The 24867-nt window shown below is 64.1% G+C and carries 20 protein-coding genes; 12 read left to right on the top strand and 8 right to left on the bottom strand.

Annotated elements, in window-relative coordinates; translation table 11 throughout:
* Window positions 1-52 precede the first annotated feature (52 nt).
* Window positions 53-1360: an NAD(P)/FAD-dependent oxidoreductase gene (locus GLR48_RS04995; protein ID WP_237059260.1), complete on the bottom strand. Its 1308-nt coding sequence runs from the start codon at window positions 1358-1360 to the stop codon at window positions 53-55.
* Complete coding sequence (locus GLR48_RS05000; protein ID WP_237059262.1) at window positions 1360-2715, bottom strand: glutamine synthetase family protein; 1356 nt, start codon at window positions 2713-2715, stop codon at window positions 1360-1362. The genes GLR48_RS04995 and GLR48_RS05000 overlap by 1 nt, the downstream gene beginning before the upstream one ends.
* Window positions 2716-2827: 112 nt before the next feature.
* On the opposite strand from GLR48_RS05000, the gene GLR48_RS05005 reads away from it, so the two are divergent.
* On the top strand, window positions 2828-3523 hold the full coding sequence (locus tag GLR48_RS05005) for a GntR family transcriptional regulator (RefSeq protein ID WP_237059264.1): 696 nt from the start codon (window positions 2828-2830) through the stop codon (window positions 3521-3523).
* On the opposite strand, the gene GLR48_RS05010 is transcribed toward GLR48_RS05005, so the two are convergent.
* From GLR48_RS05010 to GLR48_RS05025, 4 genes are all read right to left on the bottom strand, one after another.
* Complete coding sequence (locus GLR48_RS05010; protein WP_237059266.1) at window positions 3495-4682, bottom strand: cytochrome P450; 1188 nt, start codon at window positions 4680-4682, stop codon at window positions 3495-3497. The genes GLR48_RS05005 and GLR48_RS05010 overlap by 29 nt on opposite strands.
* Window positions 4683-4792: 110 nt before the next feature.
* Window positions 4793-5671, bottom strand: a complete 879-nt coding sequence (locus GLR48_RS05015; RefSeq protein WP_237059267.1) for an amidohydrolase family protein — start codon at window positions 5669-5671, stop codon at window positions 4793-4795.
* Window positions 5668-6117, bottom strand: coding sequence for a MarR family winged helix-turn-helix transcriptional regulator (locus GLR48_RS05020; protein WP_237059268.1), 450 nt, complete (start codon window positions 6115-6117; stop codon window positions 5668-5670). The genes GLR48_RS05015 and GLR48_RS05020 overlap by 4 nt, the downstream gene beginning before the upstream one ends.
* Before the next feature lie 2 nt (window positions 6118-6119).
* Window positions 6120-6896: a crotonase/enoyl-CoA hydratase family protein gene (locus GLR48_RS05025; RefSeq protein ID WP_237059269.1), complete on the bottom strand. Its 777-nt coding sequence runs from the start codon at window positions 6894-6896 to the stop codon at window positions 6120-6122.
* A gap of 88 nt (window positions 6897-6984) precedes the next feature.
* On the opposite strand from GLR48_RS05025, the gene GLR48_RS05030 reads away from it, so the two are divergent.
* The 5 genes from GLR48_RS05030 to GLR48_RS05050 all read left to right on the top strand — a co-directional run bounded on the left by GLR48_RS05030 (window position 6985) and on the right by GLR48_RS05050 (window position 13909).
* A complete protein-coding gene (locus tag GLR48_RS05030) occupies window positions 6985-8814 on the top strand; it encodes a feruloyl-CoA synthase (RefSeq protein WP_336886615.1) in 1830 nt (609 codons plus the stop codon).
* 87 nt (window positions 8815-8901) lie between these two features.
* Window positions 8902-9750: a fumarylacetoacetate hydrolase family protein gene (locus tag GLR48_RS05035; RefSeq protein WP_237059271.1), complete on the top strand. Its 849-nt coding sequence runs from the start codon at window positions 8902-8904 to the stop codon at window positions 9748-9750.
* Between the two features lie 34 nt (window positions 9751-9784).
* Window positions 9785-10723, top strand: a complete 939-nt coding sequence (locus GLR48_RS05040) for a 2-hydroxyacid dehydrogenase (RefSeq protein ID WP_237059273.1) — start codon at window positions 9785-9787, stop codon at window positions 10721-10723.
* Window positions 10724-10813: 90 nt separating this feature from the next.
* Window positions 10814-12175 (top strand): adenylate/guanylate cyclase domain-containing protein, encoded by a 1362-nt coding sequence (locus tag GLR48_RS05045; RefSeq protein WP_237059275.1) that lies wholly within the window; start codon window positions 10814-10816, stop codon window positions 12173-12175.
* 21 nt (window positions 12176-12196) lie between these two features.
* Entirely contained in the window at window positions 12197-13909 is a 1713-nt protein-coding gene (locus GLR48_RS05050) for an adenylate/guanylate cyclase domain-containing protein (RefSeq protein WP_237059277.1), read from the top strand.
* Here GLR48_RS05050 and GLR48_RS05055 read toward each other — a convergent pair.
* Window positions 13906-15468, bottom strand: coding sequence for a metallophosphoesterase family protein (locus GLR48_RS05055; RefSeq protein WP_237059279.1), 1563 nt, complete (start codon window positions 15466-15468; stop codon window positions 13906-13908). The genes GLR48_RS05050 and GLR48_RS05055 overlap by 4 nt on opposite strands.
* Before the next feature lies 1 nt (window position 15469).
* On the bottom strand, window positions 15470-16789 hold the full coding sequence (locus tag GLR48_RS05060; RefSeq protein ID WP_237059281.1) for a nucleotide sugar dehydrogenase: 1320 nt from the start codon (window positions 16787-16789) through the stop codon (window positions 15470-15472).
* Window positions 16790-16921: 132 nt separating this feature from the next.
* On the opposite strand from GLR48_RS05060, the gene GLR48_RS05065 reads away from it, so the two are divergent.
* The 6 genes from GLR48_RS05065 (at window position 16922) to GLR48_RS05090 (ending at window position 24850) form a co-directional block, all read left to right on the top strand.
* On the top strand, window positions 16922-18034 hold the full coding sequence (locus GLR48_RS05065; protein ID WP_237059283.1) for a glycosyltransferase family 4 protein: 1113 nt from the start codon (window positions 16922-16924) through the stop codon (window positions 18032-18034).
* The gene (locus tag GLR48_RS05070; protein ID WP_237059285.1) at window positions 18031-18759 is read left to right on the top strand and encodes a polysaccharide deacetylase family protein; all 729 of its coding nucleotides are present in this window, start codon (window positions 18031-18033) and stop codon (window positions 18757-18759) included. Before GLR48_RS05065 ends, GLR48_RS05070 begins: the two co-directional genes overlap by 4 nt.
* Window positions 18760-18879: 120 nt before the next feature.
* On the top strand, window positions 18880-20778 hold the full coding sequence (locus tag GLR48_RS05075; RefSeq protein WP_237059287.1) for an ABC transporter ATP-binding protein: 1899 nt from the start codon (window positions 18880-18882) through the stop codon (window positions 20776-20778).
* On the top strand, window positions 20775-22670 hold the full coding sequence (locus GLR48_RS05080) for an ABC transporter substrate-binding protein (RefSeq protein WP_237059288.1): 1896 nt from the start codon (window positions 20775-20777) through the stop codon (window positions 22668-22670). The genes GLR48_RS05075 and GLR48_RS05080 overlap by 4 nt, the downstream gene beginning before the upstream one ends.
* Window positions 22671-22673: 3 nt before the next feature.
* The gene (locus GLR48_RS05085) at window positions 22674-23672 is read left to right on the top strand and encodes an ABC transporter permease (protein WP_237059290.1); all 999 of its coding nucleotides are present in this window, start codon (window positions 22674-22676) and stop codon (window positions 23670-23672) included.
* A complete protein-coding gene (locus tag GLR48_RS05090; protein WP_237059292.1) occupies window positions 23669-24850 on the top strand; it encodes an ABC transporter permease in 1182 nt (393 codons plus the stop codon). Before GLR48_RS05085 ends, GLR48_RS05090 begins: the two co-directional genes overlap by 4 nt.
* Window positions 24851-24867 lie beyond the last annotated feature (17 nt).

The raw sequence follows: 24867 nt of genomic DNA on the forward strand, positions 1-24867 counted from the left end.
TCGTGCTTCAAAGCATCAAATCGGGCTGACGTGTTTACCCTCTGCGCCGGGTCTAGAGGCCCAATTTGTCCCGGATGCCGTAGTACCATGATCCCATGACGGAATAGGGCACGCGCAACGCCCGGCCGCCGGGGAAGGGATACCATTTCAGCCCGGCGAAGACATCAAACCGGCTCAGGTCGCCATCGATCGCCTCACTCAGGATACGGCCGAACAGGTGTGACCCGGTCACGCCGTGGCCAGAATAGCCGTGCGCGTAATAGGTGTTGTCGCCGAGCCGCCCCATCTGCGGCACCCGGCTGAACGACAGGGCAAAATTGCCAGACCAAGCATAGTCGATCTTGACGTTCTTCAGCGACGGAAAGACCTTGTCCATGTTCTTCTTCAGCTTGGCCTTGATGTCCGCTGGATCTGCACCGCCATAGACCGTGCCGCCGCCGAACAGCATCCGCTTGTCAGCGCTCAGACGGTAGTAGTCGAGGATGTAGCGGATATCCTCGATGCAATCGTCGCCGGGCATCAGCTCTGCCGCTACAGCCGGGTCCAAAGGCTCCGTCGCCATGACCTGTGTGCTGACCGGCATGACGCGCGGTTCCAGATCGGGCACCGCGTGGCCCAGATAGGCATTGCCGCACAGCACCAGTGTCTTGCAGGTGACCTGACCCTGCGCGGTCTTGACCACCGGGCGCGGCGCATGGGTGTCCGCCGACAGGATTGGCGACATTTCATAGATCACGCCGCCCAGCGACTCGAACGCCGCCGCTTCGCCAAGGGCAAGGTTCAGCGGGTGCATATGCCCGCCGGTCTTGTCCATCAGTCCGCCAGCGTAGATGTCCGAATTTACATGCTTGCGCAGCTGGTCGCGGTCCAGCATCACCTGATTGTCGATCCCGTAGCTGCGCCACAGCGCTTGCCGCGCCTCCAGCTCTTTCATGTGGGCGTCGGTCAGTCCGACGAAGACGTTGTTTGGCTTGAGGTCGCACTGGATGTCGTATTGCGCGACGCGGCTTCGGATGATCTCGCCGCCTTCCTGCACGATCCCGGCGACGAATGTGGCGGTATCCTTGCCATAGCGCCGCTCGATCGTCTGCAGCGACGCGTTCAGCCCGTTGACGATCTGCCCGCCATTGCGGCCAGAGGCACCCCAGCCGACGCGGGCGCCTTCGACGATGACGACAGAGTAGCCCTTTTCAGCCAGATGCAGTGCCGTCGACAGACCGGAATAACCCGCTCCAACCACGCAGATGTCAGCATCGACGTTGCCCTGCAGCGCGGGCCGGTCGGGCGAGGGGTTGGCCGAGGCCGCATAGTAGCTGCCGGTGTGCGCGCCGGTCCCGGCGTAGGGATGGGTCGTGGTCATCACACGGTCTCCAGATAGGTGTCGTATTCGAATTCGGTGACGTGGCGGTTGAACCGGTGCTGTTCCTGCCGCTTGCAGTCCACCAGCATCCGCTGCAGGCGCGGGGCATAGATCGACTGGATATGCGCGCCGTTCTTGAACGCCTGAATCGCGGTCGCCCAGTCCAGCGGCAGGTGCGCGAGTTCCTTTTCCTGCGCGTAGGCATCACCGACGAGGGCTTTCGTCGGCTCCCACGCGCCTTCGATCCCCAGCAAGGCACCGCCGAGGATGGAGGCGAGCACGAGATACGGGTTCGCATCCGCCCCGGCGACACGATGCTCGATCCGGCGCGCCTTGTGATGACCGCCGGGAATCCGCACGGCGACGGTGCGGTTTTCATAGCCCCAGGCCACCGACGACGGCGCATGTGTTCCGGGCAGCAGCCTGCGGAACGAATTTTCGTGCGGCGCAAAGACCAGCGCATTTTCCTGCATCGTATGCAGCAGTCCAGCGACCGCGTGCATCATGATCGGCGTGCCTTCTTCGCCGCCGTTGTCAAAGACATTGTTGCCGTCCGCATCTTCAAGGCTGAAGTGGACATGAAATCCGCTGCCGGCCCGGTCGCCATAGGGCTTCGCCATGAAGGTCGCGGCAAAGCCGTGCTTGCGCGCGATCCCCCGGACCAGCCGCTTGAACAGCACGGCGTCGTCACCGGCCCGCAGGGCATCGCCGACATGGCGCATGTTAATCTCGAACTGGCCCGCGCCGTTCTCGGAAATGGCGCTGTCCGCGGGGATACCCTGCGCATAGCACGCCGCGTAGACGTCGTTGAGGAATTCGTCGAAATGCTCCAGCTCGTCCAGCGACAGCGCGCCGTCGCTGTCCAGACGCTTGCCTGTCACCGGGGACAGTGGGGGCAGCGGGATCGTCTCGGTCGGATCGACGAGGTAGAATTCTAGTTCCGTCGCCACGACAGGCGTCAGGCCCTTTTCGGCATAGCGCTTGACGACAGCGTCCAGGGCATGGCGCGGATCGCCCATGAACGGGCGGCCGTCCTCGTTATACAGCGTGAGCGGGATCAGCGCGGTGGGGCGCGATGTCCAGTTGATCGGCAGGATGCCACGCCCGGTATACTGGCAGACGCCATCCGCATCGCCCGTCTCGAAGACCAGCGCGCTGACCTCGATATCCTCGCCCCAGATGTCCAGACCGGCCAGCGACAACGGCATCCTGACCGACCCGTTCAGGATCTTTTCGGCCTGTCCCACGTCAACGCGTTTGCCCCGCAATGTGCCGTTCAGATCGCAGATGCAGGCAAAGATGTTTTCGATATCGGTTTGTTCGTTCAGCCATTTCAGGTGGGGCGCGTAGTCCATGTCAAATGGCTTTCCGAAAATTTGATAACTAAAACCAGAATATGATCATATTTTTGTTGTGTCAACGCGCCTGTTTGCTAAGCTGTGGCGTACCTTCGGAAAAGCGCACCCCATGACCGATATTCCCGCGATCACCTTGCCGCCCGGCACGTCCGATCATGAAGGCGTCTATCAGCGCCTGCGCGCCGCGATCATGACAGGGGTATTTGCTCCGGATACGACGCTGACTCTGCAGGGCCTTGCTGACGCCCTGTGCTGCAGTCAGACACCGGTCCGAGAGGCGGTGCGCCGTCTGTCGTCCGAACATGCGATCGAGGTCCTTGAAAACCGCCGCATGCGTATTCCCGCGATGACCGCCCAGAAGTTCGAGGAGATCCTGTCGCTGCGCATCACGGTCGAGGTGCATGCCGCCCGCCGCGCGCTGCCTTATGTCTCCGATGTTGCGATCGCCGATATGGCCGACCTCGACAGCCGCGTCGACGCGGCTATTGCGGCGGGGGACCAGATGGGGGTGACGGCGTATAATCAGGCCTTTCACCGCCGCCTTTACACGGTGAATCCGCACCAGACGACGATGCCCGTGGTCGAGAGCATCTGGCTGCAACTTGGCCCGTTTCAGCGTCAGGTCGTGGATCAGGGTCTGAAGTACTATGTGCAGGACCGTCACCGCCAGATCCTTGACGCGCTGCGTCGCCGTGACGGCCCGATGCTGGGCGATGCGATCCTGAACGACATCACCGACGGCATCGCCATTTCGGGCCGCCGGTTTCTGTCGCAGATCAGCCGCCCAGCCGTACCGGCAGGTTGATCGGCCCACGAAATCCGAACCCGCGCCATTGCACAACGGATGGATCAGGCAGCGTCATGTTGGGAAACCGCTCGAATAGCATAGGCAACATGACGGCCCCCACCGTCCGGCGAGAGATATGTGCCCCCGCGCAGTGATGCGGACCAAAGCCAAAGGACTGATGGTGGGTCACGCTGCGGAACACGTCGAACCGCTCTGGGTGGTCATAGATATCCTCGTCCCAGTTCGCACTGGCCTGAATCGTCATCACCGTATCGCCCGCAGGGATATCATACCCGCCCAGTTCCGTGTCTGTGGTCACCAGCCGCGATGACACTTGGATGGGTGCGACCCAGCGGACGCCTTCCTCGAAGGCCGCCCCCCAGTCGCCGCTCTGCTTCAGCGCCGCTAGCTGCTCGGGGTTGGTGAGCAGGCCATATACGATGGTCGACAGCGCATCCCGCGGCTCGTTGATGCCGCCGCCGATGGCGATCTTGATGTTGGCTGCGATCTGCGACCAGTCAATCGGGTCATCTGCATTCACCATCACCGACAGGGCCGAGACATCCGGCGCGGCCCGTCGCCGCTCTGCCTCGCGGGCAAACAGGGCGTTCATCTCTGCGTTCACGATCCGCGTCGCCGCAAAGGGCGCATCCTGCCATCCAAAATTGCCCGCGCCGTCGATCAGGGTCTGGGACCAGCGCGCCATCTCTTCATCCGTCGCCTCAGGTATCCCGAGGATATGCGCGAGAATGCGCGAGGCTACCGGTTCTGACAGGTCGCGGTGCAGATCGACGATCCCGTCCTTGGGCAACCGATCGAGGTATTCTTCCGCAATCTGGCGATACAGCGGCTGCCAGACCTGCATGATCGGCTTCGGCCCAAAGGCAGGCATCATCGCATCCCGCTCGCGCTTGTGCTCTGCCCCGTCCTTGCGCATCAGCGTATGCGCCTCGAACGCGGGCTTCATCGGCGTGTTGGGATCGTCGCTGGAAAACGTTACCGGATCGTCCTTGACCGCACGACACTCTGCTGCCTTCGTCACAAAGATCCGTTTGACCGACGCGACACGCACGATTGGCGTTTCCGCCCGCATGCGCGTGTAAATCGGATAGGGATCGACATCCAACTGCGCAATCGTCGTGACGTCATCCACCGGGGGCAACGTTCCACCCATCATACCCGCTCCTGCCCTGTCTGTTTCATCTGGCACAAAACTCAAATCCCGCCCTCTCCGCAACGGCCTCACCGTAGGCATCTTGCAACCGCAAAGCCTGACAAGTCCACGCCTTACATCCCCAGCAATTTGCGCGCATTCTCCTTCAGGATCAGCGGCCGTACCTCGTCGCGGATCGGCAGGTTCTCGAAATCGGCCAGCCAGCGGTCCGGTGTGATCGCGGGCCAGTCGGATCCGAACAGCACTTTGTGCTTCAGGATCGTGTTGCAATACTTCACCAGAATGTCCGGAAAATACTTCGGCGACCAGCCCGACAGGTCGATGTAGACGTTCGGCTTGTGGGTCGCGACGGCCAGCGCCTCTTCCTGCCAGGGAAAGCTGGGGTGCGCCGCGATGATCGGCATGTCGGGAAAGTCCGCTGCCACATCGTCCAGATGCATCGGATTGGAATACTTCAGTCGCATCCCCATGCCGCCGCGCATGCCCGCACCCACACCCGTCTGCCCGGTGTGGAAAAGGGTGATGACACCTTCCTCGGCGCAGGCCTCCAGCACGGCATAGCAAGCCTCGCGGTCGTTGGGAAAGAACCCCTGCATCGTAGGGTGAAATTTGAAGCCTTTCACGCCAAAGTCCCGCACCAGCCGCCGCACCTCGCGCGCGCCGGCGCGGCCCTTGTGCGGATCGACGCTTGCGAAGGGGATCAGAATATCGTTGTTTTCGGCGCAAAGGGTCGCGACCTCTTCGTTGGAATAGCGGCGAAATCCCGTCTCGCGTTCCGCATCCACCGGAAAGATCACCGCGCCGATTTTGCGTTCGCGAAAGTAGGCCGCCGTCTGCGGGACCGTCGGCAGCATGCCGTCCGCCCCCGCGGGGTTCTTGAAATATTTGGCCATCCCTGCCTGAAAGGCGTCATAGCCGTCGTCGCGGGTGCCGCAGCAAGGCTCTTCGGCGTGGGTGTGAATGTCGATCGCCACCAGATCGTCGATGTTCATATGCGTGCCTCCAACCCGCTGAATTTCTGCAATAACGCCAGCAATTGCGTCCGTTCTTGCGCCGTCAGTCGCCCGGCATCAGCCTGCGCGTGATAGCCGAAGAAGGCCGCCGCATGATCGGCGACAAAGGCTTCACCCTCTGGCGTCAGCCGCAGCAGGACCGCCCGTCGATCATCGTCCGGAACCCGGCGCGAGACCAGCCCCCGATCCTCGAAACTGCGCACCAGCTTTGTCATGTGCGCGCGCTTGATCTGCAAACGCTCTGCAATCTCGCCCTGCCGCGCGTCGGGGTTGCGGTCCAGAAGATAGAGGATCGAGAATTCACCCGGCTTCATCCCGAACTGCCCCAAGGCGGCATAGAATTCACTGAACACGGCAAGCTGGGACATCCGCAAGGCAAAGCCGAGAGACTGGCCCAATTGCCCGAGGTCGAGTTTCTCGGTCACGCTCATTCGGGCCGCGCGACCTTTGCCGCCCGCTTGTCCAGAAACGCCCGCAGCCTTGCCTCGGCTTCCGGAGAGCTGGCCGTCATCGCGCTGACGAAACTTTCGACAAAGAACCCGTCGCTGCGCCCCATGTCGTTGATCCGGGGCAGTGCGTTGATGATCGCATAGTTTGACATCGGTGCATTCTGCGCCGCCTTTGCGGCAAGGGCCACGGCCTTGGCGCGGGCCTCTCCGGCGGGCACGACATATTGGCACAGGTTCCACGCCTCGCCCTGCCGGGCATCCACGGAGCGGCCTGTCAGCATCATGTCCGTCATCCGCGCGACCCCCATCAACCGCCCGGCCCGGACCGATCCGCCGCCGCCGACAAAGATGCCGCGCGTCCCTTCGGGCAGGGCAAAGAACGTCGTCTCGTCCGCCACGCGCACGTGACAGGCCGCCGCCAGTTCCAGCCCGCCGCCGACGACCGCACCGTGCAGGGCGGCAAACGCCGGAATTGCGCCCTGTTCCAGACGGTCGAATACACCGTGCCACCGGCGCGAATGATGCACCCCCTCGATAGGAGAGCGCACCGCATGTTCCGCCAGATCGAGGCCGGCGCTGAAGTGATCGCCGTTGCCGCAGATCACGATGGCACGTGCATCCTGCTGTGCGCGCAAAATGCCCGCATCCAGTGCGTCGATGACGCGGTCTGACAGGGCGTTGCGCTTTTCCGGTCGGTTCATGGTCAGGACGGCGACGTCCTGCTCTGTCTCATAGGTTACCAGTGCCTGATCCATCGTTGCCCCACTCGCTGCATGATTGACAGGTTACGCAGAAACTGTTTCCGTGTAAACATTATCTCATGCCCTCGGGGAGGAGGCGACTGTGAGTGGACACGATGGCAAGGTGGCGCTTTGGCAGCCCGAACTGCGGATGCGCAGACAGGCCGACGGCAGCATCTTGATCGACCGGCTGGATCCACTCGGCTGCGTTCCCGATCGCCTGACCGACCGGATCGCGCACTGGGCGCAGGCCGCGCCAAACCGGACGTGGATGGCACAGCGCGATCAGACCGGCGCCTGGCGGCGGGTGTCGTATGCTGCGCTGTTCGATCACGTCAAGGCGCTGGGCCAATGGCTGCTGGACGCCGGGCTGTCAGTCGACCGTCCCTTGGCGATCCTGTCGGAAAACAGTCTCGAACACGCCATTTTGGCACTGTCGGCGCAATATGTGGGCATACCATCGGCGGCCATCGCACCGGCCTATGCCCTGATTGCAGAAGATTACGGCAAGCTGTCGTCGGTCATGGCGCAGATCACGCCCGGCGCGGTGCTGGTCGACGATGCTTCGGCCTATTCTCCCGCGTTGAGGGGGGCTGTTGCGCCCGACGTGCCTGTCATCGCCCTGCGCGGTCAAGCCGACAGCCACCGGGTCACCGCATGGGCCGACGCGCTGCATACGACACCGACGGACGCCGTCAGTCGCGCCCACCGTGCCATCGGACCCGATACGGTGGCAAAGTTCCTGTTCACGTCGGGCACCACCGGAAATCCGAAGGCCGTGACGCAGACCAACCGGATGCTTTGCGCGAACATGGTGCAGGTTGCGGACTGCTTTGCCTACATGACCGAAGAACCGCCGGTCTTCGTGGACTGGGCGCCGTGGAACCACACGGCGTCGGGCAACAAGACGTTCAACATGGCGCTGTGGTTCGGCGGCACCTTCTACATCGATGAAGGCAAGCCCAGCCCCGGCGGGATCAAGGCCACCATCCGCAACCTGTCTGAGGTTTCGCCGACGTGGTATTTCAACGTCCCGGTCGGTTACGAAGCGCTGGTCGCCGCCATGCAGACCGACACAGCGCTGCGGGACACCTTCTTTGCCGATCTGAAACTGATGATGTACGCAGGTGCCGGCATGGCCAGCCACACCTGGCGCGCGCTGGAGGAGTTGGCCGTCGCGGCCACAGGGCACCGCGTCCTGATGACCACGGGTCTGGGCGCGACCGAGACAGGCCCGTTTTCCCTGTTCTGTGCGACGCCACAGGACGGGCCCGGCAATATCGGTGTGCCGGCCCGCGGTCTGACTCTGAAACTCGTGCCCTACGGCGATCGGTTCGAGGCGCGGCTGAAAGGGCCGAACATCACACCCGGCTACTGGCGCAATCCCGCCCTGACGGCCGAGGCTTTTGACGCCGACGGGTTCTATCATCTTGGCGACGCATTGCGTTTCGTCGATCCCGACGACCCCGCTGCGGGTTTCCGGTTCGACGGTCGCATCGCCGAAAACTTCAAGCTGCGCACCGGCACCTGGGTCGCCGTCGGGCCATTGCGCGCGCAGTTGCTGGACCAGTGCAATGGCCTGATCCGCGACGCCGTCATCGTGGGCGAGGATCGCGATGCCCTTGCCGCCCTTCTGATCCCTGACCTTGCAGGGATGCGCCGTCTTGCGACGCCCGGAACGGCCGATGCGGATCTGTCTGCCGATGACAACGTCCGACAGAGCCTGATTGCCTGCCTGACCGATCACGCGCAACGCGCGACGGGGTCTGCAAGCCGGATCACCAGGGCCATGGTCCTGACGACGCCGCTGTCGCTGGCGGCGGGCGAGGTGACGGACAAGGGGTCCGTCAATCAGCGCGCGGTCCTGCGCCACCGCGCCGATCTGGTGCGCGCCGTCTACGATGATCGGCCTGACGTGCTGCGTCCGGCGTAATGTCGTGTCGGACAGGCTGGTCAATCGGCGGGCGGCCCGGTTAGAACGGGGCCAATGGATTGACAGACGCCGACGGGAAGGACGACCATGAAATTGCTGCGCTACGGACCCAAGGGACAGGAACGACCGGGATTTCTGGACGATGCGGGACAGGTGCGCGACTTGTCGGCGCATGTCTCCGATCTGGCGGGCGACGGGGTGTCCCTGACGGCACTGGATGCGATCCGCAGCATCGATGTGGCATCGCTGCCCGTCGTGACCGATCCGGGTCGCATCGGATCGCCGCTGGCCTGGGTGCCGAACTTCCTGTGCATCGGGCTGAACTATGCCCTGCACGCCGCCGAATCCGGCATGGACGCCCCGAAGGAGCCGATCGTCTTTTCCAAGGCGACCTCTGCCCTGTCAGGACCGGACGACGACATCATCCTGCCCCGCACCGCAGAAAAGGGCGACTGGGAGGTCGAGTTGGGCGTCGTGATCGGCAAGACCGCGCATTATGTGTCAGAGGCCGACGCTCTGGATCATGTCGCGGGCTATTGCACCATCAACGACGTGTCAGAACGCAGTTTCCAGATCGAACGCGGCGGGCAATGGATCAAGGGCAAGTCTGCCCCGACCTTCGGCCCCGTCGGGCCCTGGCTGGTCACCGCGGACGAGGTGCCGGATCCGCAGGCCCTGCGCGTCAGCCTGACGCTGAACGGTGACACGGTGCAGGATTCCAGTACATCCGACATGATCTTCAGCGTGCGGCAGATCATCAGCCACCTGTCGCAGTTCATGGAGCTGCGCCCCGGGGACGTCATTGCAACCGGTACGCCGTCCGGTGTCGGCATGGGGATGAAGCCGCAACGCTTCCTGCGCCCCGGTGACCGGATGACTGTCGAAGTTGCGGGTCTGGGCAAACAGACACAAACCGTCGTCGCGGCGAAGGCCTGACGCGTCGATCTGCAAATCTGAAAGGACGTTTCCGATGACGGCGACACTTGCCATTGGCAATTACAAACCGAACAACCGCGCAGCACTAGTCGAGGCCTTCGATGCGCATGTGATCGCGCAGCCCAACGGCATCGCGGATCTTGATGAGGCCCTGCGCAAGGGGATCCGGGCCGTGGCCTATGCCAGTGGCCAGCGCTTTGGCGGGGCAGAGATGGATCTGCTGCCCGACCTTGGCGTGATCGCGAACTATGGCGTCGGATATGACGCCATCGACGTGGATGCCGCCAGCGCGCGCGGGATCCGTGTCACGAACACACCGAACGTGCTGAACGACGATGTGGCCGACCTCGCGATCGGCATGTGGTTGATGCAGGGCCGAGAGATGCGCGCAGCCGAAGCACACGTGCGCAGCGGCGACTGGGCCAAGGACGGTCCGGCACCGTTGAACCGCAAGCTGTCCGGCGGGTCCGCCGGTATCATGGGGCTGGGCCGGATCGGGCGCGACATTGCCCACCGTCTGGCGGCGTTCAAGATGGATATCCACTACTACGCGCGCAGCGAAAAAGAGACGCCCGGTTGGACCTATCACGCCGACCCGGTCGATCTGGCAGGGGCGGTCGACTTTCTGTTCGTGGCGCTGGTCGGCGGGTCCGAGACGGAAAAATTCGTCTCGAAGGACGTGATCGCTGCGCTGGGCAAGAATGGCGTGGTCATCAACATCTCTCGGGGGTCGGTGATCGACGAAGGGGCACTGCTCGATGCGCTGGAAAGTGGCGCGATCGCGGGCGCGGGGCTGGATGTCTTCGTCGGCGAACCACAGGTCGATCCGCGGTTTCTGGACCTGCAGAACGTGGTGCTGCAGCCGCATCAGGGGTCTGCCACCGTGCAGACGCGCGCGGCAATGGCGCAGCTGCAGCGCGACAATGTGGCGGCCTTTTTGAAGGGCGAGGATCTGCTGACACCGGTGGTCTGAACACGACTGCGGCACTGCGGTCTTTCTGCGTGTCTGACTGCGGCGCGCATGTCATTCTGTCTTAGCACAACGGACAAGGCGGGCCGCGGGATGGGACAGGTGACAGCGCGCGGCACATCGGCCATTCGCAGGCTTTGGCGCAGTCGCCTGGGGGCTGCCCTGCCAAGCCGCGTGCTGCTTGAAATCCAGCGCCGCGAGGAACAATCCGAACGGCTTGTCGGCTGGATCCAGTTGTTGTTGGTCCTGATCTTCGGTGCCTTCTATCTGCTTGGCGCGCGGGCAGAAGGCGCCCGCGGGGCCAGCTTCACCACCACCATTCTGACAATCTACATCGTCTTCACGCTGTTCAGGGTCTGGCTGTCGTATCGGCGTGTCCTGCCGGCGTGGTTTCTGGTGACGTCGATCATTGCCGACGTCGGGTTGCTGTGCGCGCTGATCGTGTCGTTCCACGTCGAATATGATCAGCCGGCCGCGTTTTACCTCAAGGCGCCGACGATGATCTACCTGTTCATCTTCATCAGCGTGCGCATGCTGCGTTTCGATCCGCGGTTCGTGTTGCTGACGGGGCTGACCGCGACGCTGGGGTGGTTCATGCTGGTGGTCTATGCCCTGAATACCGACATGGGCGATATGCACATCACCCATAACTACGTTGAATACCTGACATCCAACACGATCCTGATCGGTGCAGAGGTCGATCGCGGGATCGCCCTGCTGGGCGTGACCTTCGTGCTGACGCTGGCGCTGTATCGGGCGCGGTCGGTGCTGGTCGATGCCATCAGCGGTCAGACGGCCGCTGCTGATTTGCGCCAGTTCTTCGCCTCCGACGTGGCCGACTCGATCACCAGCGCCGAGGTGATGCCCGTCGCCGGCATGTCGCGGACGCATGATGTGTCGATCCTGTTCGTGGACCTGCGCGGTTTTACCGCAACGGCCGCCGCTTTGCCCGGTGCCACCGTGATGGCCGTCCTGCGCCTGTATCAAGAGGCCGCGGTACAGACGATCGCGTCCCACGGCGGGCAGATCGACAAGTTCATGGGCGACGGGATTCTGGCGACGTTCGGTGCGGTGCAGGACAGCATCACGCATGCAGCAGATGCAGTGCGCGCGGCACGGGATGTGGTTGATGCGGTGGCAGAATTGACGCCGCAGGTGCTGGATGCGGGCTGGCCCGGACCGTTACGGGCCGGGGCCGCAGTGTCGTCGGGACCGGTGACAGTGGGTGTCGTCGGATCGCACAACCGGTTGGAATTCACCGTGATCGGTCACGCGGTCAACATGGCCGCCAAGCTGGAAGGCGCAAACAAGGTCGAATCAACCCGTGCCCTGACCGATCAGAAGACCTTTGCGCTGGCCGTTGCGCAGGGCTATGACGCGGCACCATTGCGGCGGCTGCCGCAGCGCAGGGTGGCGGGCCTGTCGGATCCCGTGGATCTGGTCGTGGTGGCCTGATGGCATGACAAGGATAAACTGATGGCAGATGCAGGTTCTGCGACTGCAGGGCAGGGCGCCTCGCGGTTTCATCGTCCGTCTGCGGGCGGATTGCGGCTGGCGTCGGGTCTTGTCCTGTTTGCATTTGCGCTGACCCACCTGCTGAACCATGCCCTTGGGCTTGTCTCGCTCGACCTGATGCTGGCGGTGCAGGACGTGCGCATGGCCGTCACCCGCAGCCTGCCCGGCACGCTGATCCTGATCCTTGCGGCGGCTATCCATGTGGCGCTGGGTCTAGCGCAGTTCACCCAGACGCAGATGCGCCGGATGGGGTGGCAGAATGCGATCCAGCTGGGCTTTGGCCTGCTGATCCCGCTCTTGCTGATCCGGCACGTCCTGGGTACCCACGGCGTGCATGCGCTGTTCGGAGTCGATGACGACTATCACTATGCCCTGTGGGTGATGTGGCCGGGGCAGGCGATCAATCTCGGTTTGCTGATCGTGCTGGTCTGGGTGCATGCCTGCATCGGGTTGCATCACTGGTTGGGCGGGCGGGCGTGGTATCGCCGCCTGACATGGCTTTGGCAGGGCCTTGCCCTGCTGATCCCGGTGCTGGCCTACGCCGGTTTCGTCAGCGCTGCGCGTCTGGAACAACTGAACGGCAGCTTTAAGAACCCGCTGAGTGCCAGTGAATACTCGGAATTCGTCGCACTGGTCGGCACGTCAAACTGGATCTATGTCTGCCTTCTGGCGGCGGCCGCCGCGGTCTGGGGGCTGTTTCTGGTGGCCGACAGGCTGGGATCGCGGGTCACGGTCACCTATGTCGACGGCCCCGTCGCACACGCGCCGCGCGGGTTGTCGATCCTTGCCATCAGCCGCGTCAACCGGATCCCCCACGCGGCGGTCTGTGGTGGCCGCGCCCGCTGCTCGACCTGCCGCGTCCGTGTGATGAAGGGGCAGGAACACCTGCCGCCGCCGTCCGATCTTGAACAAAGGGTGCTGCGTCGCCTTGGTGCACCGGCCAACGTCCGTCTGGCCTGTCAGGTCTATCCCAAGGCCAGCATCACGATTTCAACCCTGCTGCCGGCGCAGATCATGCCGAACACGGACCCGGGCATCGACCGCTACCTTTGGGGGATCGAGCGAGATGTCACGGTGATGTTCTGCGACCTGCGCGAATTCACCCACCTGACCGAAGGGCGACTGCCCTATGACATCGTCTTCGTGCTGAATCAGTTTCTGGGTCGCATGGCCGAAACGATCGAGGATACCGGCGGGTTCGTCGATAAATTCATGGGCGACAGCGTCATGGCGATTTTTGGTATGGACACCTCGCCGCGGGTCGCGGCCCTGCAGGCGATGGCGGCGGCACGGGCGATGGACGGTGTCCTTGACGGCCTGAACCAAAGCCTGCGTGAAGCCTTGCCCGCGCCGTTGTCTATGGGGATCGGCATGCACAGCGGTCCCGCGATTCTAGGCAGGATCGGCACCATGCGGCAGGCGGGCGGCGACATGGCCGCGCTGACCGCGCTGGGCGAGACGGTGAACCTTGCCAGCCGGTTGGAAAGCAAATCGAAGGAACTGGGCGTCCAACTCGTGGTCTCTGCCGAAACGGCCGATCTGGCCGGGCTTGGTCCCTGCACGGGCTGCGCGCCCCAGATGATCGACGTCCGTGGACTGAGCCATCCCATCAAGGTCTACGCCGTGCGGCGCGCGACCGATCTGCCGGTCAACGTGGCAGCGGAGCCGGCCTAGGGTTGCAAGGGCTGGATCGTTTGCTGCCGGGCCACGCGGTCCAACTTCATAGCGAGCAGTTCCAGACAGGTGACCACCCACCGGCCCAGCGGATCAGTCGACGTTCCTCGCAGTGTCGCAATCCGGCGCCAGTCGTCCAACCGATCTGCCGAAATGTAAGGGAGCGCCAGCGCGCCACCGTCGATCAGCATCAACAGATCGCACATCATGTCGGCCAATGGCACGTCGGGCAAATCCGCGCGCCCCACGCCGATCAGTCGCGGCAGATCGGTCACGCGCAGGTCGGACAGGGCAGGCCAAAGGCCGTCGGGCAGGTCGTGCGCCAGCCTGCGCGACAGTGCGCGCGCCCGGTGACGCGACGCAATTTCGCTTCCGAAATGCGACGCGGACAGCGGCGCGCCCTCGGCGGCATAAAGCACGCTTGCAACCGGATCAGGGGGCAGATCGCCGAGTGACACCTGCGTCATCGCCACACCCCGCGCGTCACCGTCCAGCACGGCGAAGGCCGCCGGAAATGCACAGGTCGCGGGTAAAGAGACGTCGGTGATGCCGCCCGTCGTCGTGGTCGCATTGATATGCAGATGCCCGCCGAAATGCAGTCGCAGCCCGGCGTCAGCCAATTTTGCCGCGACCTCGGGACTTGGTGCGCGACGCGCCAGCGCGCTGCGCGGCAGCACTGGGTCCAGACCGGACCAGTGGGGCAGGATGGGGTAGTGCGACACGGGGATCAGCAGCTTGCCAGCCTGCGTCGCGCGGCGCGTCACGCAGGCAATCCAGTCCAGCAGGAACGGCTTGACCCGCAGGACGGCATCCCAGCCCGCATCGGTGGGATCGCGAAACGCCCGTTTGCGGCGGGGATCGCGGATACCGACGCGCGGCTCGAACACATTGGCGTCCAGCATCAGCAGCCACAGGCCCGGCTCCGGCTCCACCAGATAAGACGCGTCAATCATTTGGTGCGTCGTTACGCCATCCGGCGCGGTGGCGACGAAGGTCCGGTCTTCGAACCTGTCTGACGTGCCGAATGGCGTTTCCCAGTGCAGGTCATCGGCGCGGCGGCGCAGGCCAAAGCGGGCCATCGGCATCAACGCCTCCGGCAGGCCGGGGCAGAACATGGCGGGTGACAGCACGTCCGCGTCCAAGGCCGGATCGCTGGTGACCAGTTCCGACGTCCGCGGCCCGGTGGCGTAGCGGATCGCCCGGTGCTTGCCGCCGACGGCATAGCAATCGTGGTTGCCGGGCAGGACATGGATGCGCAGGCCAAGGCGTGTTTCCGCATCATGTAGCAGATCGGCCAGACGTTGCAGGTTCTCGATCTGGCCTTCGTCGGAATAATCCCCCGCAATCACGACGATCCGGATGCCGCGCGCGGCGATCCGGTCAAGGGCGGCCCGCAGCGCCATGGCGCTTTCGTTGACGGCACGGCTGGCGGTGCGGGTCTTTTCCCAGTTCAGCAGGGCGTGGCGCTGGCCTGCGATCATCACGCCCGTCTGGCCGAAATCGCCGGTGCTGTCGTGGAAATGCGGGTCTGCGATCAGGGCGATGCGGTGGCGGGTCACGTCAGGCCTTGACGACCTTGTCCATCGGCAGCGACCGCCGGGCAAAGGCATTGCGCGTATCGACGATCAGCGGTGCATGTTCGCCCAGCGCCGCATAGTCCACATCGTCGTGGTCCGTTGCGATCAGCACCGCATCAAAGCCCGCGATGGTGTCGGCATCCAGCGTCACCGACTGACGCCCCGCAAGTGTCGGATAGGCGCGCGTCTTGGGGATCTGGGGGACGAAGGGGTCGTGATACCCGGTGGTGCCGCCGCGTGCCTCGATCAGCTCGATAAGTTTCAGAGAGGGACTTTCCCGGGTATCGGGCACGTTTTTCTTGTAGGCCAGTCCGATCACCAGCACCCGGCTACGGCTCAGCGCGCGGCCAAGGCGGGTGTCCAGCGCCTCGGCCAGACGGGTGACGACATGGTGCGGCATGGTAGAGTTGATCTCTCCCGCAAGCTCGATGAACCGTGTCGTCAGGTCGTATTCGCGCGATTTCCACGTCAGATAAAACGGATCGATCGGGATGCAGTGGCCACCCAGACCGGGGCCGGGATAGAACGGCATGAAGCCGAAAGGCTTGGTCGCGGCGGCGTCGATGACTTCCCAGACGTCGATACCCATCGCATCAAAGATTACCTTGAGTTCGTTCACGAGGGCGATGTTGACCGCGCGAAAGACATTCTCGGTGATCTTGACGGCCTCTGCCGTGGCGGTGGACGACACGGGGACGACCTTTGCCACGACGGCACCGTAGAACGCCTCGACCAATGCGCCGGCCTGCACGCCGTCACCGGCGACGACCTTGGGGATGGTCGATGTGTCATAGGCGCGGTTGCCCGGATCCTCGCGTTCGGGCGAAAAGCCGAGGAAGAAGTCCTGCCCGGACCGCAGCCCGCCGCGTTCGAGGATCGACTTCACGATGCCATCGGTCGTGCCGGGATAGGTCGTGCTTTCCAGCACGATCAACTGGTCCGGACGCAGAGTTGCCGCGATGTCCGCGCAGGTGCGTTCGATGAACGACAGATCGGGTTCGCGGTGGCGCGTCAGCGGTGTCGGCACGCAGATCACGATGACATCGCAATCGCCCAGCCGGGTGAAATCGCAGGTCGCGGCAAAGCGGCCCGCATCGACCTCTGTGGTCAGGGCAGCGTCGGTCACCGCCTCGATATAGCTGCGGCGCGCATCGACGGCGGTGATCTTGGCGGCATCGGTGTCAAAGCCGGTGACGGTAAACCCGGCGCGCGCGGCGGCCATGGCCAGCGGCAGGCCGACATAACCCAGCCCGATCACCCCCACGGTGGCGCTGCGATCTGCGATGCGGTCAAGAAGTGCCATGAGGATGCCTGCTGGTTGATCCCGCTTGACATGGGCCGCCCGTCCGAACCTGTCAAGCAATGCGCGCGGCTGGCTGTGGCGCAGACGATCCGCTAGGGTCGCGCGGCAGACCCCGATGATTGAAGGTTCACCATGATCGTGCCTGCCCGGCGCATCGCCTTTTACGCCCCGCTCAAGTCGCCGGATCATCCCGTGGCCTCCGGCGATCGCCTGATGGCGCGGCAGTTGAGGGCGGCCCTGGACCGGGCCGGATACAGGGTGGAACTGGTGTCCGACTTGCGGGCCTATCTGCGCGATCCAGAGGATGCGGAGGCCTTCGCGCGGTTGAGCGAGGATGCAGCGCAGGAACGGGCGCGTCTTGCGGCGGCATGGGCGAAGGATCCGCCCGACGTGTTTTTCTGTTATCACCCTTATTACAAGGCGCCTGATCTGATCGGACCGGCCCTGGCCCGCGATTTCTGTATGCCCTACGTCACATGCGAAGCGTCTTATTCCAGCCGCCGGAATTTGGGTGTCTGGGCGGAGACCCAAGCCGGCACGCTGGCAACCTTGAGGTCGGCCGCCTTGAATATCTGTCTGACCGGCCGGGATCGCGCCGGGCTGGCGGCGGTCGATGTGCCCAACTTAGCGCAACTTATCCCCTTCATCGCGACCGACGCCTTTGCGGCCCCGCCGCAACCGCAGGACGGTCACATCGTCACCGTTGCCATGATGCGACCCGGTGACAAGCTGGACAGCTACCGCGCAATGGCGCTGGCTTTGGGGCACCTGCCGCCGGACCTGCACTGGCACCTGAGCGTGGCCGGTGACGGTGCAGCGCGCGCCGATGTGCAGGCGCTGTTCGCGCATCTGCCGGCGGACCGCATCGACTGGCTGGGTGCGTTGGGTGCACCGGCTGTCGCGGCCTTGCTGACGCGTGGCGCGGTCTACCTTTGGCCGGGCTGCAACGAGGCCTATGGTCTGGCTTATCTGGAGGCGCAGGCTGCAGGCCTGCCCGTCGTGGCCTATCGCACGGCAGGTGTGCCGGACGTGGTGTCGTCGGATATCGGCGGTGCCCTCGTCGCGGACGGCGACCCGGTGGCCCTTGCGGGAGCACTTGCTGCATTGCTGGACGATCCGGCGCGGGCGGCGTCAGAGGGGGCCGCAGTGCGCCAGCATGTGATGACGCAACACTCGGACACAGCCGCCGCAGCACGGCTGTCGGCGCTGATCGAAGGCCTGTTCAAGGAAAGGATACCGGCATGAGCGATGACGTCTTGAGGGTGCTGGACGCGCGCGCCGCGCGGCATGAGCCGGCCCTGCTGTGGTGGCGCGATGACGATGCGACGGTGCCGACGCCAGCCTTGGACCAGTTGCTGGAGATTGCGGCGCAATATCAGGTGCCCGTCACGCTGGCCGTCATCCCGGCCACGACCGGTGACGCACTGGCACGGCGGTTGGACACTGCGCCGCTGGCCCATGTCGCGGTTCATGGGTGGAGCCACACGAACCACGCCCCCGCGACCGAAAAGAAGCAGGAACTGGGCGCGCAGCGCCCTCAGGATACGGTCATGGCCGAGCTGGCTGCCGGTCTGGCGAAATTGTCCGATCTGCACGGCGCGCGGATGGTGCCGGTTCTGGTGCCGCCTTGGAACCGGATCGCGCCAGAGGTCCTGCCGGGTCTGGGCCCGTTGGGGTTTCGCGCTGTATCGGTCTTTGGTCCTGCGGCGGAGACTGCGCCAGTGCCGCAGATCAATACCCATGTCGATCTGATCGACTGGCGCGGCACGCGGGGTGGGCGGTCCGAGGCGGACCTGATGGCAGAGCTTGCGATGGCCCTTGCGCTGCCGGGGGATGCGCCGATCGGCATCCTGTCGCACCATCTGGTGCACGATGCGGCTGCTTGGTCCTATCTCGTGACGCTGTTCGGACTGACTCGCGATCATCCGGGGTGTCGCTGGGTCGGATTGCCGGATCTGCTGCCCGCCTGAAAAGACAGGCTTTTCACCACAACGGCGATGGACAGTGAAAATGCACAGGGCTACGCTTCATGTTGCCAAACCAACTCAGTGCGGCAAGATCAGCGAACTTGCGGCAGGGGACAGGGCGGCATGACCACCGGCAACACGGACAGGGACTTATTGCGGATCGAGGATCTGCACGTTTCCTTCCCCGTGCAGGGCGGCCTGATCGAGGCGCTGCGGGGCGTCAGCCTGCGTGTCCTGCCCGGCAAGGTCACGGCGCTGGTGGGCGAATCCGGGTCTGGCAAATCTGTCCTTGGCCAGATGGTGATGGGTTTGCAGCCGGCCTCTGCCATGTCGTCCGGGCGCATCCTGTTCACGGAACCGGATGCGGCCGCCGTGCGCGATCTTTTGGCGATGCCGCGCGACGGGCGGGCGATCCGTGCGGTCCGGGGCCGCCACATCGGGATGATCTTTCAGGAACCGATGACGTCCTTTTCGGCGCTGCACACCATCGGCGACCAGGTGTCAGAGGCGCTGCTGGTCCACACCGTCAAGTCACCGGCAGAACGACGTGGCGTGACCGAGGAAATGCTGGCGCTGGTCGGCTTTGACAATCCTGCCCGCATCTACCGCATGTATCCGTTCGAGCTGTCGGGCGGCATGCGACAGCGGGCGATGATTGCCATGGCGCTGATCTGCGGTCCGTCCCTGCTGATCGCGGACGAGCCGACGACGGCGCTGGACGTCACCATACAGGCGCAGATCCTGACCCTGCTGCGCGATCTGCAGCTGCGCCGCGACATGGGGATGCTGCTGATCACGCACGACCTTGGCGTCGTGGCCAACGTCGCGGACGAAGTCGTCGTGATCTACCGCGGCAAGATCATGGAGGCGGGGCCGGTCACCGCGATCTTCAACAACCCGCAGCACGCCTATCTGAAGGGTCTGATGACCGCGATTCCGCATTTCGACATGGCGCCGGGCGAACGTCTGCGCCCCTTGCGAGAGATCACGCTGGACCATGACCGGCTGCATGGGGCCATTGCCCCCTCAGAGGCGCCGAAAGAGGCCGCCCCGGTGCTGCTGTCGGTCCGGGGATTGCAAAAGACCTTTGCAGTCAAACAGGAACAATGGGCGTTGCGCGGCAAGCCAGCGGTCGCCAAACCCGCCGTGGATGATGTCAGTTTCGACATAATGCGCGGCGAGTGTCTGGGCCTTGTCGGTGAAAGCGGCAGTGGCAAGACCACGGTCGGCAAGATCCTGATGCGCGGTCTGGTGCCGGATGCGGGCAGCGTGACCTATGACGATGGCACGGGTCCGGTCGATGTCCTTCATGCGGACGGTGCCGCGCTGCAGCGGCTGCGCAAGCGCATCCAGATGGTGTTTCAGGATCCCGTCTCTTCCTTGTCGCCGCGCATGACCATCGGCAAGATCTTGGCAGAGCCGCTGGACATTCACGGCATCGGCACGCGCGACAGCCGCAGGGACGCGACGGTCGCGCTGCTGGAGGCGATCGGGCTGGATCGCAGTGTGCGCAACCGCTATCCCCACAGCTTTTCCGGCGGCCAGCGGCAGCGCATCGGGATCGCCCGCGCGCTGACACTCTCGCCGGGCCTGATCATCTGTGACGAACCCGTATCGGCCCTCGATGTCTCTGTGCAGGCCCAGATCCTGAACCTTTTGAAGGATCTGCAACGCGATCTGGGTCTGACCTATCTCTTCATCTCTCACAACCTTGCGGTGGTGGATTACATGGCGGACCGTGTAGCGGTGATGTGGTCCGGGCGGATCGTCGAAATCGCCCCGAGGGAGGTGCTGATGCGCGCACCCGTCCATCCCTATACAAAGGCTTTGCTGGCCGCGGTGCCCTATCCGGATCTGGACAAGCCGCTTGATTTCGCGGTCGTGGGCCAGTCGAGCACCGTTGCCAGTGCGGCCTGGCCGCCGCAGTTCCAGACGGACCGGGGGCTTGCCCCGCTCGATCTGGGCGACGGACATCTGGTGCTGGCCAGTCCGGCCGCCACCGCCGCAGAGGTGCGCGCATGATCTCGCGGCGGGAAACCTTGGCTGGCCTGATGGCGACCGTGGCGCTGCCGCATCTGGCGCGGGCCGAGGCACCGTTGCTGAACCCTTTGGTCGGCGTCGGCCAATTGCCGGCAGAGGCGCTGCGGCTGCCGCAGGTGCCACGCGTGCTTGACCTGCCAGCGATGGGGCGTCGCACCGGGCAGCAAGGCGGCACGTTGCGCATTCTGATCAGTGGTCAGCGCGATGTGCGGCTGATCCCGATCTACAGCTATGCCCGGCTGATGGCCTACAGCCCCGACCTTGTTCTGGAACCCGATATCCTTGCGGGCGTGGAGCAGGAAGGCGAACGGCAGTTCACCCTGCACCTGCGCCCCGGTCACCGCTGGTCCGATGGCACACCGTTCACGGCAGAGGATTTCCGCTATACTTTCGAGGACGTGATCTCGAACACCGATCTTTACAAAAGCGGCCTGCCGCCGGAACTGATGGCGGGCGACGCGCCGGTGCAATTCGCGGTAATCGACGATCTGACCGTGCGCTATACCTTCGCCAGTCCCGTCCCTTCTTTCCTGCCGAAACTCGCGGCGCCCCTGCCGACGGTGCTGTTCATGCCCAGCGCCTACCTCAAGCAATTTCACGCGACATACACCGACGAGGCGACACTGGTCCGGCTGGCAGAGGAACAGCGGGTCGACGACTGGAAGCGTTTGCACATGAAGATGTCACGCTCCATCCGGCCCGAAAATCCCGATCTGCCGACGCTGGAGGCGTGGATGCCACGCACCGCACCACCGGCCGAGCAATTCGTGTTCGACCGCAACCCTTACTTTCACCGCGTCGATCAGGCGGGCACCCAGTTGCCCTACGTGGACCGGATCGAGCTGAATGTCGCCTCGTCAGAGATCATTCTGGCCAAGACCGCCACGGGCGAGAGTGACCTGCAGATGGCCGGCCTCGATTTCATCGACTACACCCTGCTGCGGCGCGCGGAAAAGGCCCATCCCCTGCACGTGGCGCTGTGGCGCAAGTCGCAGGGGTCTGCGGTCGCACTCTATCCCAACCTGAACTGCGCCGATACCGTCTGGCGTGACCTGTTCCGCGACGTGCGGATGCGCCGCGCGCTGTCCGTGGCCATCGACCGGGAAGAGATCAACAAGGCCCTCTTCTTCGGCCTCGGCACCGAAAGCGCCGATACGGTCATTCCCGAAAGCCCGCTGTTCCGGCCCGAATACGCCACCGCCTGGTCGCAGCACGATCCCGACTTGGCGAATGCGCTGCTGGACGAGTTGGGCCTGACCAGGCGCGGGGCCGGCAATATCCGGCGGTTGCCGGACGGGCGGCAGGCGGGCATCGTCGTGGAAACGGCTGGAGAGAGCACGCTGGAAACTGACGTGTTAGCCCTTGTGCGCGATCATTTCCGCGCCGTCGGTCTGGCGCTCTACATCCGCTCGTCGCAGCGCGACGTATTCCGCAGCAGGGCGCTGGCGGGGCTTGTGCAACTGTCGGTCTGGGCGGGGCTCGACAACGGCGTGCCGGATGCCGACACCTTTCCCGGCGAACTGGCCCCGACGACCGGCGATCAGCTGCAATGGCCGCTGTGGGGCAGTTATTATGCCGCCGGTGGCGCTGCCGGCGAGGCGCCGGATCTGCCGGAGGCGCAGCAGATGCTGGATCTGCTGGCCACATGGCAGAACAGCGTCGATCCTGCGGATCGCACCGCGATCTGGCACAAGATGCTCGCCCTGAAGGCGGATCAGGTGTTTTCGATCGGCACGGTGAACGGCGCCTTGCAGCCTGTCGTGCGGAACGCGGCGCTGGTCAACGTGCCGGACAAGGCACTTTACGGGTTCGAGCCGACGAGCTTTCTGGGGGCTTACCTGCCCGACACGTTCTTTCTGGATCCGGAGGCGTAGGGCATGGTCCGTTACATCCTGCGGCGGATCCTGACGATGATCCCGACGCTGATCCTGATCTCGATGCTGGTATTCATCATCATCGAACTGCCGCCGGGGGATTATTTCGAAAGCTATGTCGCAGAGCTTCAGGCGCTGGGCGAACAGGCCGACATGGACGAGATCGAGATGCTGCGCGACCGCTACGGCTTTGATCAGCCGCAATACGTCCGCTACGCGCGATGGGTCGGCGGCATGCTGCATGGCGACTTCGGTTACAGCTTTGCCTACCGTCTGCCGGTCAGCGAGGTTGTTGGCGATCGTCTGTGGCTGACCTTCATGCTGTCCTTCGTGACGATCATCTTCACCTGGGTCGTGGCCTTTCCCATCGGCATTTATTCGGCGACGCACCAATACAGTTGGGGTGACTACGGTCTGACGTTTCTGGGCCTGATGGGGGTCGCTGTGCCGAACTTCATGCTGGCGCTGATCATGATGTATTTCGCGAACGTCTGGTTCGGCCTGTCGATCGGCAACCTGATGGACAGTGCCTACCTCGGTGCCCCGATGAGCGGGGGCAAGGTGCTGTCGATCCTGTCGCACATCTGGATCCCGGTCATCATCATCGGCATGGCCGGCACGGCAAGCATGGTGCGCCGTCTGCGGGCCAACCTGCTGGACGAGTTGCGCAAGCCCTACGTCGCCACGGCGCGGGCCAAGGGCCTGTCGCCGGGCCGCGTGCTGCGGAAATATCCGCTGCGCATGGCGCTGAACTTCTTCATCGCGGACATCGGGTCGATCCTGCCTGCCATGATCTCCGGGGCCGAGGTCACGGCCATCGTGCTGTCGCTGGAAACCACCGGGCCGATGCTGATCCGCGCGCTGCAAAGTCAGGACATGTATCTGGCGGGATCGTTCCTGATGTTTCTTGCGGTGCTGACGGTCGTCGGTGTCCTGATTTCTGATATTGCGCTGGCGATGCTTGATCCCCGCATCCGACTGGGCCGGGGGACTGCGAAATGACCGTTGATCCGCGTGCCGACGGCTTGCCCGCACCAGGGGGCGCATTGAACCACTACGTCTCTGACGCGCCATTCGATCCGAACATCGACGACAGCGGCGTCGGCGAGGTGGCCGAAGCGTCGCAACTGCGCCTGATGTGGTGGCAGTTCCGCAAGCACCGGGTTGCGGTCGTGTCACTGGTGTTCCTGCTAATCCTTTACACCAGCACGATCTTTGTCGAATTTCTGGCGCCCTATCAGCAGGACAGCCGGCATCTGGACGACATCTATGAACCGCCGCAGCAGGTGCATCTGTTCCACGAAGGCGCTTTTGTGGGGCCATTCGTTTATGGCCGCGACATGACGCTGGACATGGACAACCTGCGCCGGGTCTACGACGAAGAGGACGCCCGCGTCGAAAAGCTGCGGTTCTTCTGCCACGGCGATCCCTACATGTTCTGGGGCCAGATCCCCGCCAGCCTGCATCTGGTCTGCCCGGCAGAGGGGGGCACGTTCTTTGCCCTCGGTACCGACCGGCTGGGGCGCGATGTGCTGTCGCGGATGATGTACGGCGCGCGCATCTCGCTGACCATCGGTCTGCTGGGCGTGACCATGAGCCTGGTGCTGGGCATCGTGATCGGCGGGCTTGCGGGTTACCACGGCGGCTGGTTCGATGCCGCCGTGCAGCGTGTGACGGAAGTGCTGCAGTCGATCCCGTCGATCCCGCTGTGGATGGCGCTGGCCGCCATCATTCCCGTGACCTGGAGTCCGCTGCTGGTCTATGTCGGCATCACGCTGATCCTCGGGCTGCTGGATTGGACCGGGCTGGCGCGCGCGGTCAGGTCCAAGCTGCTGTCCCTGCGTGAGGAGGATTACGTGCTGGCCGCGCGGCTGATGGGGGCGGGGACCACGCGGATCATCGGGCGGCACATGGTGCCGGGGTTCATGTCGCACCTCATCGCCTCTGCCACGCTGACCATCCCCGGCATGATCCTGGGCGAGACGGCGCTCAGCTTTCTTGGCATCGGGTTGCGGCCGCCGATCACCAGCTGGGGGACCATGCTGACCGAGGCGCGCAGCGTGAATATCGTCGCCATCTACCCGTGGCTGATCTTTCCTGTCGTTCCCGTGATCCTCGTTGTTCTGGCTTTCAATTTTCTGGGTGACGGGTTACGCGACGCCGCTGATCCCTATCACTAACCGCCGTATCGGCCGCC

It is taken from the genome of Loktanella sp. M215 (genome assembly GCF_021735925.1).
Lineage (GTDB): Bacteria > Pseudomonadota > Alphaproteobacteria > Rhodobacterales > Rhodobacteraceae > Loktanella.